This window comes from Lacrimispora struthionigena (genome assembly GCF_048627165.1).
In the GTDB taxonomy this organism is placed as follows: Bacteria; Bacillota; Clostridia; order Lachnospirales; family Lachnospiraceae; genus Lacrimispora.
This window is the reverse complement of sequence record NZ_JBMBWP010000002.1, coordinates 777,788-792,811: the sequence shown is the minus strand read 5'-3', so window position 1 is coordinate 792,811 and position 15,024 is coordinate 777,788. Positions and strand designations below refer to the sequence as shown.

The following is a 15,024-nucleotide window of genomic DNA, read 5'->3' as shown; positions in this document are numbered from 1 at the left end:
AGAAGGTATTATGAATGGGGAAAACAGAATGCAGGAGGAAAGAATGATTATTTCCTTCGACGGCACGAAACTGAGATTTAAAAAAGATGCAGTGGAAAATCCAAAAGCACTGATCGTCATTGCCCACGGTTTGTGTGAGCATTTAAACCGGTACGATTATTTCACGGAAAAGCTTAACGAGAATGGCTACAGCGTTTACCGGTATGATCAGAGGGGGCATGGGAAATCAGAGGGGAAAAAGATTTATTTTAAAGATTTTAATGAGATGCCTGACGATCTGGAACAGGTTCTTGCTCTTGCCAGAGAGGAGAGCGAAGGGAAAAAAGTTTTCCTGTTCGGGCACAGCATGGGCGGGGAGACAGTAACACTGTTTGGTGCAAAGAATCCTGGAATGGCAGATGGAATAATTACTTCTGGTGCGCTGACTCATTACAATCATCCCGTTATGGGAGATCAGTTCCCAATTGAGGCACCGGATGATACTTATCTGCCAAATGAACTTGGAGATGGAGTGTGTAGCGATAAAAAGGTGATTGAAGCGTATGTTTCGGATCCGCTGGTGGAAAAGGAGATCAGCACCGGCCTGATCAACCAGATATATGCTGGCGTACAGTGGCTGAAGGCCAATATAAAAAGCTTCTCCGATCCGGTTCTGATTCTTCATGGAGCTGATGATGGTCTGGTGGCAGCAAAAGATTCCTTGGATCTCTTTGAAGAGATTAGTTCAAAGGATAAGAGCCTGCATGTCTATGCAAATCTCTTTCATGAAATTTTAAATGAGCCTTGCAGAGATGAGATTATTGCGGATATTTTACATTGGCTTAGTAAACATATTTGATAGATTTGAAGATACATTTATATAAAAAAGCACCCTATTGAACTGACCCCTAAAAGTTACACTTTATGGCGGAGTGGATTTTTCCACTTCGCCTTTTTCTTTACGCTGCCAACAGGCTGAGTCTGTATTCAACAGTGCTCATCCAGCCTAGTTTTTTTTATCCTTTGTTCATTGTAATACTTTATGTATTTTTCTATCGCTTTTTTCAGTTCATCATAGCTATAGTAAACTTTCCATAGTACATTTCTTGTTTCATTATCCTAAAGAAGTTTTCCATCACTGAATTATTATGATAATTCCCTTTTCGAGACATACTTTGAAAGATTCAATGCTCTTGCAATGCATAAACATATGCCTTCATCTGATAGTCCCAACCTTAATCTGAATGAAATGTTCTGCGATACGGGCAATCAGATGTGATTTCTATTGCAGCGTTCAGAGGATCTATTGTGTTTTTTGTAGATGGCTTTGGTAAAATGCAATAGCTTAAAATTTCTCTATTACATAAATCCATAAATGAATCTCCATCATTATTTCTTCTAGTTCTTTATTATGAAGAAGATATGTCTGACGAAGAAATGCTTACAAAACTATTACATTGGGTATTGTCAAAAGATGTTGAGAGTGCCAATGAAAAAAAGAATAAACGGGTAGTAATTGATAAGATCAAGGAATTGCTAAGAGAAACGCCGCTGTAGGCTATCAATTGCATATGATTATGAAGGGCAGTATCGGTTGTGGTACTGCCCTTTTGAGTGTGCCAAGCATGGCACTAATCTAGTCAGTGAAAGTCTGACCACGGGTATTTACCGCCAAGTGTAGTGGAGTGCAAGTTGGTGTCAGTAATGGCATAGATTAAGGAAGCGCATAGCAAAGTTCTTGATACTACGAACAGAAACTTGATAAGGTGATGAGGTGGGTAAGGTTGCTCTTTCTCTACTCTATTATGCAAGTTAGAAAATTAGAAAATATGTATTTACATACTCTTAACAGTCTGTTATACTTAAAAAAAACAAGGAGGCCGTTGTATGACATTCAATTTCTACATAGACGATGATATTTATAAAAAATTCATGCTGGCTGTTCAATTAGGTAATGAGAGCGAAAACGAAGTAGTAGAGAAACTTCTATCTGAATATGCAAGCGACACTTTTTCAAAGGCAGCAAAGTCACTTGTGGTTAAAAAAGAACCAATACAGATGGAATATATGAATAATATTGACTTTGGTAAGGCTATCAGAAAAATCCCAACATGGGCATTTAAGCCAAAGCAGAACAATCATAGGCTGATAAAAGCATTCCTGCTTATTCAGGAGGAACAGGGTAAAGTACCGCTTGAAGAACTAATTATCAGGTGTACGGACAAAGAAAATTACCCTGACACATTTGTAACTGACTTTAAGGGTAACTTTGCACAGATGAAAACGGATGCAGGCAACTCGCATGGTAAGGTATTTGTGGTTGAAAATGATGAAGTGAGGATATGGTCGGAAGTTGAAACTGTACTAAATGAGTATGTAGAGAGGTTTAAGGGGGATGGGACTATGACTTTGATGGATAATAATGAACACCAAGACAATGCAAGAAGGACTATTACCGCTGATATGTGTAAGGAAGCATATGAAATCAGTAAAATGGTCTATCATGGAAAAACAAGCAGGACAAAAGGTAAATTACTTATAGCAGAGAAAACTGGCATGGTTGCAGGGTCAGCACAGGATTATATCACTGACTTCTTAGCAATGATGAACGGTGAAAGATATACTCGGACTTTAAATTTATATGCTACGGAGTACTTTTTGAAATCAATCAAGGCGGATTACGGCAAAGAGTCGTTTTTTAAGGCACTTGACGCATGTCAACAGCATGTTGATTATTATAATAAACTCGGTTATGGCAAACAGGTGAAGACACAGGAACTTATACAAACATTGCGTGATGAAAAAAACTAAAATCCATATGTGAAGCAAAAGGGGTATGCTTGACCGTACCAATTGGTTGCAGACGTGCTTCTATTTGCAACTTTTATCTTGGTATTGCTGACTTACATAGACAGCGTGCCCCGCTTCATCGGGCATAAGTTAAAAAAATAGCCTACCCTGCAGCGAAAAGGATAGGCATGCTCATGAGTCCATGAGCATTTAGTCAATCATGGGAGTTTCCACCTTGTGTGGCGGTTGCTCTTTATAAATCTAATATAACATATTTTATGTTTTTTTTGAATAAATGTTCTTTATGTTCGTGAATTCCACTCCCGATTCCCCAGATTCTTGTTTTCTACCTTATTTTTCTAATATCATATTCTTCTTCCTATAATTACTCGGCGAGATCCCGTAATACTGCTTAAATGCATAGGAAAAGTGCTGAATGGAAGAGTAGTTCAGCCTGTCAGAAATCTCCGATATATTAATCGTTTCATCATTTAAATAAATCTTCGCCATAGACATCTTGGCCTCTGTTTTTTTCTGAAGAAAGGTTCTGCCGTAATAATCCTTTAAAAACCGTTCCGTCTGTCGTACACTTAAACCAAGCCTCTCCGCCAGATTTTCCAGTGTAATGGTTTCATATTCATAAAGAAAGCACTCTTCCACGATGATGTATTTACTATCCACCAGATTGGATGGCGAAAAATGAACCTTGGACTGAGCCTTATATTCGTAATTCCGTACAATTTTAACTACACATTGCTGGAGAAGGGCCTCCACTAAAATCATGTATCCCGTATAGCGGTGTTCCAGTTCAAAAAAGATCTGCTGCATCAGCGGATACAGCTCCTGGGTATCCTGTCCGAACCAGAAATGGGTTTTCTCGAACTTATAAGCCACCGTATCCACCTCAGGCTGGAGGTGAGTATTATTTTTTTGCAGCTTAAAATAAATACAATATTCCGCCATGGGATCATTCTTTAAAGGTATCTGTTCATGCTCCACATGAGGGCCTGTCATGTACAGGGTATTGGGAGTAATATTATAAATCTGGTCATCAATATTTACTTTGCCATGACCGTAGGGAATATAGTGGATTTCATAACTGTTATTCCCGTGGCTGTGTCTTGGCATGGAACGGAGAAACCGCTCAAATACGATATTTAAGACCAAAAACGTGGTATCATCGATCCCTATTTTTATATTTAAATCTTTATATCCCGTCCTCATGATTTCCCCTCCAATCTCTATCCTATATTTTACTTTATCAGCATAATTGATGCAAGTCAAGGAATGTTCGATAACACGACATACAGCCCTGGCTTCTGTCTGGTTCCCCTCTAATTTTCCGAAACAGAAACGGTATAATGGTAAGTGTAAAGAACCAAATGATCGTAAAATTGTTAGGAGGAAACTATTATGTCACTGGTTACATCGGAACAAATGCTTTTGGATGCTCAAAAAGGCGGATACGCAGTAGGAGCTTTTAATGTTGAAAATATGGAAATGCTGAAGGCTGTGGTGGCTGCAGCTGAGGAGCTTCGGGCTCCGGTTATGCTTCAGACCACACCGTCAACGGTAAAATACGGAACACTGGAAACATATTACGCCATGGCAGCAGCCGAGGCTGAGAAAGCAACCGTACCGGTATGTCTCCACTTAGATCACGGCAGCAGCTACGAGCTTGTTCTCCAGGCAATCCGTGCTGGATATACATCTGTAATGATTGATGGCTCCCACTTAGACTTTGAAAGTAACATCGCATTGACCAAACGGGCTGCAGATGCGGCAAGAGCCTGCAATATCACAGTAGAAGGCGAGCTTGGTAAGGTTGGCGGCAAAGAAGATGATCTGGAAGCAGAAGCGGACAACAACACAGATCCCATGCAGGCAAAGGAATTCGTAGAACGGACAGGAGTTCACTCCCTGGCAATCGGAATCGGAACTGCTCACGGCTTTTATGCAACCACTCCTGTTTTAGACAAAGAGCGGATCAGCGAAGTCAAAAAGCTGGTGTCAGCACCCCTTGTTCTTCACGGCGCTTCCGGTTTAAGCGACGAAGATGTAAGAGAATGTGTAAGCAGAGGAATGTGTAAGGTTAATTTTGCGACAGAGTTAAGAGTAGCTTATACCGATGCAGGAAAAAAGCTTTTAAAAGATCATCCGGACACCTTTGATCCAAAGAAATTAGGCACAGTGGGAATGGAAGCAGTGAAGCAGTTCGTTAAGAACCGTATTCTGGTCTGCGGATGTGACCATAAAGCGGACTGATTGGTTCAGGAGGAAAACATGAAACCATATTTATTAGGGATTGACGTAGGGACCAGCGCCTGTAAGATCGCCGTTTTTGATAGAAATGGAACCGTATTAGAGACTGCAACCGGGGAATATGAGGTTTATTATCCCCAGACAGGCTGGGCAGAGCAGGATCCGAACGAGTGGTGGCGGGTGATCTGCAGCACCATGAAATACATATTTTCCAAATCCCAGATAAAGCCGGAAGAAATCGCAGGAATCGGAATCGACGGACAGAGCTGGTCTGCCATAGCGGTAGACAAAGAGGGCAGCGTGTTAACCAACACGCCCATCTGGATGGATACCAGAGCCGATGACATTTGCAGAGAACTCAGTGAGAAAGTGGGAGAACAGAGGATATTTGAAGTGGCAGGCAATTCCCTGCAGCCCTCCTACAGCACGGCTAAGATCATCTGGTATCAAAGAAATATGCCCCAGGTGTATGAGAATATTGATAAGGTACTGCAATCCAACAGCTACATTGCGTACAGACTTACCGGTCAGATGACCCAGGATCTTTCCCAGGGATATGGTTTTCATTGCTTTGACATGCATACCGGAACCTGGGATCAGGCGATGTGCGAAGCGCTTGGAATTCCAGCCCACATTCTTCCGGATATTCACCCCTGTCATGAAGTGATTGGCACAGTGACGAAAGCGGCAGCTGCCCAGTCCGGACTGGCTGAGGGAACCCCTGTAGTAGCCGGTGGTCTTGACGCAGCCTGCGGGACACTTGGCGCCGGAGTAATCCATGCCGGGGAAACCCAGGAGCAGGGCGGTCAGGCTGGCGGAATGAGTATCTGCATTGACAGCTACAAAGCCGATCCAAGGCTGATTTTAAGCTGTCATGTAGTACCTGGCAAATGGCTTTTACAAGGCGGAACTACCGGAGGCGGCGGAGCCATGAGGTGGCTTGAGAAGGAGTTTGGCGCATTTGAAAGAGAAGAAGGCAGAAGAACCGGGAAAAGCTCCCTGGATCTGTTCAATGAAGAGGCTGGGAGCGTTGCTCCAGGCAGTGACGGACTGATCTTCCTTCCCTACATGGCAGGGGAGCGTTCTCCTTTATGGAATCCCTATGCCAAAGGCGTATATTACGGAATGGATTTTGGAAAGACCAAAGGTCATTTCATACGTGCGGCCATGGAGGGGGTTGCCATGTCTTTAAGGCATAATCTGGAAGTGGCGGCAGAGGCAGGCGCATCCGTGGATGTGTTAAGGGCCATGGGAGGATCTGCAAATTCTCTTTTATGGACCCAGATTAAATCCGATGTGACAGGTAAGCCCGTGATCGTTCCATCTTCCGATACAGCCACAACCTTAGGCGCAGCAATTCTTGCAGGAGTGGGAGTTGGCATTTATGAAGATTTTGAAGAGGCAGTTAAACTGACTGTGGAAAATAAGCGGTATCACGTTCCCAATCAGGCAGACCGTAACATCTATGACCGGAATTACCGGAAATATTTAAGCTTATATGAGCATTTGAAAGATATGATGGTTCAGGAAGGAGAAAATGAGTCATGAAAGCAGCAGTTGTTTGTGCAAATGAGGACGTAAGGTATATGGATTATGAGGAGCCGAAAGCAGGTCCCGGACTGGTGAAAATCAGAGTAAAGGCATCTGGTATATGCGGATCTGATATTCCAAGAGTACTGCATAACGGAGTACATTTTTATCCCATTGTACTGGGACATGAATTTTCCGGAGATGTAGTGGAAGTGGGAGAGGGAGTTACTTCAGTAAAACCGGGAGACCGGGTTTCCGGAGCACCTTTGATCCCATGTATGAAATGCGATGACTGTCAGAATGGAAACTTTTCTCTTTGCAGACACTATAGCTTTATCGGTTCCAGGCAGCAGGGAAGCAACGCAGACTATGTAGTGATTCCGGAGCAGAATGCGGTTGTATTTGATAAAAGCATTTCCTACGAGCAGGGTGCTATGTTTGAACCTTCTACCGTTGCTCTTCACGGTCTGTTCCAGAATGACTACCGGGGCGGTGAGTATACAGCAGTTTTAGGAGGCGGAACCATCGGCATGTTCACCATGCAGTGGGCGAAGATCTTCGGAGCAAAAAAAGTGGTTGTATTTGATATCAGCGAAGAACGTCTGGAGCTGGCAAAACGTCTGGGCGCAGATGAAGCCATTAATACCACCGAGGAAGGCTTTCAGGAAAAAGCAATGGCTCTGACAGAAGGAAAAGGCTTTTCCTATGTATTTGAGACAGCGGGACAGGTGCCGACCATGCAGATGGCATTTGAACTGGCAGCCAATAAAGCCAGCGTCTGCTTTATCGGAACTCCCCATGTTGATTTATCCTTTACCCCTTCCATGTGGGAAAATATGAACCGGAAAGAATTTAAGTTAACCGGATCCTGGATGTCTTACAGTTCCCCATTTCCGGGAAAAGAATGGAAACTGACCGCCCATTACTTTGCAACAGGACAGCTGAAATTTGATCCCGGATTCGTCTATAAAAAGATGCCCATGAGCCAGGCGCAGGAGGCGTTCCAGCTGTTTAAGACACCGGGGCTGGTAAAGGGAAAGATCCTTTTGGTAAACGAATAGGAGGTACCTATGATACTGACCGTAACATTAAATGCTGCCATTGACAAACGGTATGTAGTAGATGGGTTTTCACAGGGAGAAGTTAACCGTGTGAAATCATGTTCCTATACGCCGGGCGGAAAAGGGTTAAATGTCTCAAAGCCAGCAGTCATTGCAGGAGGCAGCGTAGTGGCAACCGGTTTTGTGGGAGGCCACGCAGGTAATTATATTGAAGAAGCCTTAAGCACCTTTGGGATCACCAGCGCATTTTACTATTTAAAAGGAGAGAGCCGTTCCTGCATTAATATCTGGGATGAAAAAAATAAGATCCAGACAGAATTCCTGGAACCTGGCTTTGAAGTAGGGGAAGAAGACTTTCTTTCGTTCCTGGAACATTATAAAAAGCTTGCAAATGAGGCAGAAGTCATTGCCATATCAGGAAGCGTGCCAAGGGGACTTGATGGAACAGCTTACCAGAGAATGGTGAAGATCGGAAAGGAAGCAGGGAAAAAGGTGATTTTAGACACCAGCGGTAATCTGCTTAAGATGGGCATCGAAGCCGCTCCTTCCATGATTAAGCCTAATTTAGATGAGATCCGTATGCTGACAGGAAAAAGCTGCGACAGCCTGGAAGAGATGATCGAAGCCGCAGAGGACATTCATAAACGGGGTGTGGAGATCGTAGCAGTTTCCCTTGGTTCAGAAGGTTCCTTCGCGGTATGCAGCTCCGGTATTTACAGAGCCAGAGTACCTAAAATAGATGCAGTGAACACAGTAGGATGCGGTGACTCCATGATAGCTGGTTTTGCTCTTGGCCTTTCCAGACAGCTTCCCATGGAAGAAATATTAAGAAATGCAAGTGCTGTCTCAGCAGCTTCCGCATTAAGAGAGGAAACAGGCTTTTTCCTGATGGAAGACATGCAAAGACTGCAGCCGCAGATAGAAATCACAAGAATCGGGGGTTGAACATGAACTATTTATTAAAGAATGACCGGATGGAAGTGGGGTTTACCTCCCTTGGCGGCGCTCTCACATCCATAAAAAATGAAGCTGGTACGGAATATCTATGGCAGGGAGATCCTGAGTACTGGAGCGGGCAGGCACCTGTTCTGTTCCCCATCTGCGGAAGTTTAAGGAACAACAAGGCTGTGACAAAAGATGGAAAGCAGATCCAGATGCCAAGACATGGGATTGTCCGAAAGGAAGAATTTAAGCTGGAGTCAGAAAAAGAGGACAGCATCTGTTTTTCCATTTCTGAAAATGAAGAGATGATGGGAAAATATCCTTATCCATTTACCCTCACCATGGAATACAGCCTGAAAGAGAACAGCATTCTTGTAACTTATGGAGTTAAAAATACAGGCACAGAGGATATGCCTTTCTTCATAGGAGGTCATCCGGCGTTTCGGTGTCCACTTTTACCAGCAGAGAACTTTGAAGATTATCAGGTTATCTTTGATGCAGAAGAAGAAAAAACTGCGCCCACACCGGATCTGAAAACAGGACTGGTGGATATGGAACACCGGAAAGAAAATTCACTGGAAGGTACTGTTTTACCCCTTGCCCACTCCCTGTTTTATCAAGACGGAATTATCTTCGACCGGCTGAGATCAAAAAAGGTAACACTCTGCCACAAAGAAACGGAACACGGAGTAGAACTGGAGATGGGATCATTTCCCTATCTTGTCATCTGGTCAGCGGCCAATGACGGACCATTTCTTGCTTTGGAGCCATGGACCGGGCTGTCCACCTGCAGCGATGAGAACGATATATTTGAAGAGAAACGAAATGCAGCAATTGTAAAGCCTGGGGAAGAAAAACGGCTGAGCTATCAAATCACAATCCTATAAAAAGAGAAGGAGAATATGACAATGAATGAATTTGTAAATCCGGCATTGGTGCCAAAAGTGAAATTATACACAGGAGAGGAAATTCCCTGTGTGGGCATGGGAACCTTTGGTTCCGACCGCTTTACTCCTGATGAAGTATCGGCTGCTGTAGGAGGTGCAATCCGCTGTGGATACCGCATGTTCGACTGTGCGGCCTGCTATGGTAATGAGGATCAGATCGGAGAAGTATTCCATCATGCATTTGAAGAAGGAGTCGTAGAGCGGAAAGACCTTTTCATCATGACAAAGGTATGGAATGACATGCATGACAGAGTAGAGGAATCCTGCCAAAAGAGCATTGCTGACTTACAGTGCGAATATATGGATATGTTCTTCATTCACTGGCCATTTCCAAATTACCATGCACCTCACTGCGATGTAGATTCCCGCAATCCGGATTCCAGACCATTTTCTCCGGAAGAATTTTTAAAAACATACCGTCAGTGCGAGGGACTGGTGGAAAAAGGACTGATCCGCAACATCGGTATTTCCAATATGACCATTCCAAAGCTGGAAGCAGTTCTGCCTCATATGAACATAAAGCCGGCTGCCTGTGAGATGGAGCTTCACCCATGTTTCCAGCAGCAGGAGCTGTTTGATTATCTGGTTGCCCACAATATTCAGCCAATCGGTTTCATGCCATTAGGCTCACCCCAGAGACCGGAAAGAGATATGTGTCCGGAGGATGTGGCAGATTTACAGACGCCTGAAATGAAGGAAATCGCAGCGGCTCACGGCGTTCACCCTGCAGTTATCGCTCTTAAATGGGCCCGTCAGAGAGGACAGATCCCCATTCCTTTCTCCATTCATGAAATGGAATACGTAAGCAACTTAAAGGCAATGACAGAAGATCCGCTTACAGAAGAGGAAATGAGCCGGATCGCAACCTTAGAGAGAAATAACCGTCTGGTAAAAGGTCAGGTATTCCTTTGGGAAGGCGCAAATGACTGGCATGATCTCTGGGACGAGGATGGGTTTATTGTAAAATAACCGGGTACTTATGAAACAGCCGGAATTTTTGAAGCACAGGCAAATAACTTCAGAAATTCCGGCCTTATTGCTATTTTCTTTTCTGGAAACTGCGCATACTGACTGTAGTGCTTATTGGAGATATGAGGGGATAGTTATATGTATAAGGTATTGTTGGTTGACGATGAAATTTTGATAAGAGAACGGATTTCACAGAGAATACCATGGGGATCACTGGGGTTTGAACTGGCAGGAACCTGCGAAAACGGAAAAGAAGCCATCGGCTTTATGGAGAAAGAACCGGTGGACCTTGTGCTCACGGATATCTGCATGCCTTATGTAGATGGTCTTGAACTTGCGAAGTATTTATATGAAAGCAGGAAATGTACAAAAGCGGTAATTATAACCGGATACGACGAATTTGAATATGCCAAAAGAGCGGTGGAATACCATGTACTTTCCTATGTGTTAAAGCCGGTTACTGCAGGGGAGCTGATTGAAAAGCTGAAGGAAGCAAAAAAGATTCTGGATGGAGAAGCGGAGAATCTTCAGGTCAGGACCTATTATGAAGGGAGTTACCCCCTTTTAAAAAACCAGTTTCTGCTTCAGCTTGGGCAGGGACGGATTCATGAGGATCAGATCGGGGAAAAACTCAAAGAATTTCATATTGATTTTACCGGTGAATGTTACTGTGCAGCGCTCCTTTGTCCCAGGGATCAGGCAGAAAAAAAGGAAATTTCCCAGATGGCGGACCTGGTCCGGGAAAAATGGAATGAAGATGTACTGGTGACCGAAGATGACGACGGTCAGCTTCTTCTTTATGTGAAGAAGAAAAACAGCTCCCAGATGAAAAAGGAGATTGCAGTGATCTTAACTGAATCTGCAGACCTCATTTTTAAGAAAATGGGAAAAACGGTTTACTGCCTGGTGGGAACGTGTGTATTTAATTTAAGCGGACTCAGCTTTTCTTATGAAAAGGCCATGGAGATGAAAGAGTATCTTTATCTGGAACGGGATCCGGGAATCTATGAATGGGACAGGTTTCAAAAGTACAGGCTCAGCGCCCAGGGGTTACTAAGTGAAGGAGAACGGGAAAAACAGATTGTACTTGCAGTCAGAAGCAATCTGGAAGAAGAAATTAAAATGGAGATTGCACAGATCAGAACGGAATGCCAGGTCAACTGGGTTACCAGAAATAAAGTTGTAGTGATCTACCAGAGTCTGATCCTTGCAGTCATGAATTTTCTGGAGCGGCTCAATCTTGTGGAAGACCAATTCTTCTTAAAAGAGCAGGAGATTATATCCGGCTTGTTTGGATGCACTTATATTTCCCAGATGGAAGAAAAAGTGCTGGACTTTTTTCATACAGCACTGGAGATTGTAAACAGCAACCGGGGAAATTACGGGGATCATCAGGCGGTAGCCGCGCTGGAATACATCAACAGCCATTATTCGGACTGCAGCCTGTCTCTCCAGGAGATATGTGAAAAACTGGCCATCAGTGTCAGCTATTTCAGCTCCGCCTTTAAAAATTATACTGGGATGACCTTTGTGGAAGCATTGACAAAGAAGCGGATGGAAAAAGCCATGGAGCTTTTGGAAAATACATCCTTAAAGACTTACGAGGTTGCGGAAAAATGCGGATACAACGATGCCAATTATTTCAGTGCCATTTTTAAAAAGGCAACGGAAAAGACACCGAAAGAATATGCGGGCTTAAGAAGGAACCGGAAAGGCAGCTATGAGATTTGAAGTCAGGTTTAAAAGTATACGGACCAATATGATCATTTATTTCTCTCTTCTGGTTCTTTTAACCGTAACGGTATTCCTGTTCTTCTCCATACGGTTTACCAAAAGCAATCTGATGGATAATTCGGAAAAAAACAGCAGGCAGCTGATTGAACAGGTGAACTTTAACATTGAAAACTACATTGATTACATGGAAAACATCTCCCAGGTGATTATGAACAACCGGGATATAACCGGATATTTGTTCGATGACGGGACAGAAACAGGAGAAGACTTAAAAGAAGCCTTTCAGACCATTCTCCATGCCAGGACAGACATCTATAACATTGCTGTCCTTGGGGACAATGGGAAATATTTTATCAACAATGGAAGTGACAGTTTAAACTTACGGGCACGGCTTAAGGACAAAGAGTGGTATCAGGATGCCAAAATGGCGGAAAGCAAAATCCTTATTTCCTCCTCACATGTGCAGAATCTGGTAAAGAACGATTATAAATGGGTGGTAACCCTAAGCCGGGGGATAACCAATCCCGCTACGGGACGTGTGGAAGGATTGCTGGTGATTGATTTAAATTATGACGTAATCAATGATTTATGCGAGTCCATCAGCCTGGGTAATAAGGGGTATGTGTATATTCTCGACAGGAAAGGTGAAATCGTCTATCACCCTCAGCAGCAGCTGATTCTAAGCGGGGTGAAAAAAGAACTTTTAAAAGAAGTATCGGCCAGCAAAACCAGTCTTACCCACATTGATGAAAACGGGGAGAATAAGATTTATACCCCGTTTCATTCGAAGAAAACAGGCTGGACCATCGTGGGTGTTAATTACACCTCAGAGCTGGCAGGCAACGAAGTGGCCATGAGAACCATGTATACGGGAGCCGCATTTCTGCTGATATTGCTGGCATGTCTGTTTGCAGTCTTTCTGTCGGCCAAAATAACGAAGCCCATCAAACAGCTTCAGGCAGCCATGAAGGAGGTGCAGGAAGGAAAATTCCAACCGGTGAGTATCGAAACGGCAGGAGAGGATGAGATCTCCAGTCTGACCCATTCCTTTAACAGCATGACGGAACGGATCGATGAGCTGATGAAGAAAAACAGCAAGGAGCAGGCAGAAAAAAGAAAGAGCGAATTAAAAGCGCTGCAGTCTCAGATCAATCCCCATTTCCTCTACAATACATTAGATTCCATTATCTGGCTGATCGAAACGGAGGATTCGGAGCAGGCGATCAATATGACCTCTGTTCTTGCCAGATTTTTCCGTCAGGCAATCGGCAATTCCAACATCTATGTGACGGTGTGGCAGGAGCTTGAATATACCAGAAATTATCTGCTGATCCAGCAGATGAGATACAAGGATAAAGTGGCTTTTGATATCCGGGTTGACACAGAGGTTATGGAGTGCGCCATCGTCAAGCTGGTTTTACAGCCACTGGTAGAAAACGCCCTGTACCATGGATTGAAGTACAAAACAGAGCAGGGCAATATTCTCATCTTCGGATACAGGCAGGATGAAACTGTAATTTTAAAGGTTATGGATGATGGGGTCGGTATGACAAAAGATGCTCTCAACTGCATTTTTCAAAAGAAAACAGATCAGAAGCATAATGGTGTGGGAATGAAAAATATTCAGGATCGCCTTAACATGTATTATGGGCCCGGATATGGTTTAAGCGTGGACAGCAGGGAAGGAGAGGGAACGACTGTGACCATCACCATCCCTTACCAGCGGATGGAGGATGTGAATGAAGAAACATAAAAATGCATTATTAGGAATTCTGTTCTTAACTCTGGCTGTTTCCTTCCTTTCTGGCGTTTTTTTACTGGATGAGTACGGTGAAAAGAAAACGGTTAAAATCGTCTTTATACCCAAGGTCCAGGACAAGACAAATGACTTCTGGATGTCCATGATTTCCGGTGCAAAAAGTGCAGGAAAGGAATATCAGGCCAATCTGGTGATTCTGGCTCCAGATGAGGAAAATGATTATGAAACCCAGAAAAGGTATATTGAAGAGGCTGTGAAGATGAAGCCCGATGCCATCGCACTTGCTCCCATACGGTATTCGGAGATGACGGACTGTGTAAAACAGGTGACAGATGCGGGAATTAAACTGATTCTTATCGATTCCAAACTGGATCAGAATCTTGAGGAAACCTATATTGGTACAGACAATCGTAACGCAGGTCTACAAATGGGGCAGAAGATGCGGGATTATGTGGGACCGGATACAAAAATCGCCGTTGTTTCCCATGTAAAAGGTTCTTCCACAGCCATAGAACGAGAGGAAGGGCTACGGGAAGGGCTGGGAGAGGATCAGAGCAAGATCAAAATGGTCCTGTACAGCAATTCCGACTACAACCAGGCATATGAAAAAACAAGGGAACTGATGAAGACAAATCCGGACATTACGCTGATCGCCGGGCTTAACCTGTACTCTACAGTTGGAGTTGCAAGAGCCATCCGGGAGATGAATTTAAGCAGGAAGGTGCATGTAGTAGGCTTCGATAATGATATTGAAGGAATTCAGTATTTAGAAGAGGGGATCATTGATACCCTGATTGTGCAAAAGCCCTTTAATATGGGATATATCGGGATTCAGACTGCGGTAGAATCCGTGCGGGGGAAAAAGCCTGATAAAAATATATACTGCGATACGGAGGTGATTACTGCAGACAACATTTATACCGATGAGAACCAGAAGCTGCTCTTCCCATTTTAAGAAAGTAAAATCTTCTTCTTTTTTTGTAAGATCCTCTATATTAGAAAATTTCTATTCCGATATAATGGACTCATGAGAACAAAACAAAGTGTTCCA

At 43.6% G+C, this 15,024-nt stretch carries 13 protein-coding genes and 1 pseudogene; 12 read left to right on the top strand and 2 right to left on the bottom strand.

The features are described 5' to 3' along the window. Window positions 1-10: 10 nt before the first annotated feature. Window positions 11-838, top strand: coding sequence for an alpha/beta hydrolase (locus ACOAOT_RS12640; RefSeq protein WP_420217295.1), 828 nt, complete (start codon window positions 11-13; stop codon window positions 836-838). A gap of 128 nt (window positions 839-966) precedes the next feature. Here the strand turns inward: ACOAOT_RS12640 and ACOAOT_RS12635 are convergent. Then, window positions 967-1,056: pseudogene (locus ACOAOT_RS12635) on the bottom strand (IS3 family transposase); the annotation flags it as partial. 345 nt (window positions 1,057-1,401) lie between these two features. On the opposite strand from ACOAOT_RS12635, the gene ACOAOT_RS12630 reads away from it, so the two are divergent. Next, window positions 1,402-1,536: a hypothetical protein gene (locus tag ACOAOT_RS12630; RefSeq protein WP_420217294.1), complete on the top strand. Its 135-nt coding sequence runs from the start codon at window positions 1,402-1,404 to the stop codon at window positions 1,534-1,536. A gap of 330 nt (window positions 1,537-1,866) precedes the next feature. After that, window positions 1,867-2,790, top strand: coding sequence for a hypothetical protein (locus ACOAOT_RS12625; protein ID WP_420217293.1), 924 nt, complete (start codon window positions 1,867-1,869; stop codon window positions 2,788-2,790). Window positions 2,791-3,120: 330 nt separating this feature from the next. Here ACOAOT_RS12625 and ACOAOT_RS12620 read toward each other — a convergent pair whose 3' ends face one another. Continuing rightward, the gene (locus ACOAOT_RS12620) at window positions 3,121-3,993 is read right to left on the bottom strand and encodes an AraC family transcriptional regulator (RefSeq protein WP_420217292.1); all 873 of its coding nucleotides are present in this window, start codon (window positions 3,991-3,993) and stop codon (window positions 3,121-3,123) included. Window positions 3,994-4,182: 189 nt separating this feature from the next. Between ACOAOT_RS12620 and ACOAOT_RS12615 the strand changes: the two genes are divergently transcribed. From ACOAOT_RS12615 to ACOAOT_RS12575, 9 genes are all read left to right on the top strand, one after another. Next, complete coding sequence (locus ACOAOT_RS12615) at window positions 4,183-5,034, top strand: class II fructose-bisphosphate aldolase (RefSeq protein WP_420217291.1); 852 nt, start codon at window positions 4,183-4,185, stop codon at window positions 5,032-5,034. 18 nt (window positions 5,035-5,052) lie between these two features. Then, window positions 5,053-6,579, top strand: a complete 1,527-nt coding sequence (locus tag ACOAOT_RS12610) for a xylulokinase (protein ID WP_420217290.1) — start codon at window positions 5,053-5,055, stop codon at window positions 6,577-6,579. Beyond that, entirely contained in the window at window positions 6,576-7,622 is a 1,047-nt protein-coding gene (locus ACOAOT_RS12605; RefSeq protein ID WP_420217289.1) for a galactitol-1-phosphate 5-dehydrogenase, read from the top strand. The genes ACOAOT_RS12610 and ACOAOT_RS12605 overlap by 4 nt, the downstream gene beginning before the upstream one ends. Window positions 7,623-7,631: 9 nt before the next feature. Then, the gene (gene pfkB, locus ACOAOT_RS12600; protein WP_420217288.1) at window positions 7,632-8,567 is read left to right on the top strand and encodes a 1-phosphofructokinase; all 936 of its coding nucleotides are present in this window, start codon (window positions 7,632-7,634) and stop codon (window positions 8,565-8,567) included. A 2-nt stretch (window positions 8,568-8,569) separates the two neighbouring features. Beyond that, the gene (locus tag ACOAOT_RS12595; protein ID WP_420217287.1) at window positions 8,570-9,451 is read left to right on the top strand and encodes an aldose 1-epimerase family protein; all 882 of its coding nucleotides are present in this window, start codon (window positions 8,570-8,572) and stop codon (window positions 9,449-9,451) included. Window positions 9,452-9,472: 21 nt separating this feature from the next. Further along, window positions 9,473-10,480 (top strand): aldo/keto reductase, encoded by a 1,008-nt coding sequence (locus ACOAOT_RS12590; RefSeq protein WP_420217286.1) that lies wholly within the window; start codon window positions 9,473-9,475, stop codon window positions 10,478-10,480. Between the two features lie 138 nt (window positions 10,481-10,618). Next, a complete protein-coding gene (locus ACOAOT_RS12585) occupies window positions 10,619-12,211 on the top strand; it encodes a response regulator transcription factor (protein WP_420217285.1) in 1,593 nt (530 codons plus the stop codon). Beyond that, window positions 12,201-13,967, top strand: coding sequence for a sensor histidine kinase (locus ACOAOT_RS12580; RefSeq protein ID WP_420217284.1), 1,767 nt, complete (start codon window positions 12,201-12,203; stop codon window positions 13,965-13,967). Before ACOAOT_RS12585 ends, ACOAOT_RS12580 begins: the two co-directional genes overlap by 11 nt. Next, on the top strand, window positions 13,954-14,928 hold the full coding sequence (locus ACOAOT_RS12575) for a substrate-binding domain-containing protein (RefSeq protein ID WP_420217283.1): 975 nt from the start codon (window positions 13,954-13,956) through the stop codon (window positions 14,926-14,928). Before ACOAOT_RS12580 ends, ACOAOT_RS12575 begins: the two co-directional genes overlap by 14 nt. Window positions 14,929-15,024 lie beyond the last annotated feature (96 nt).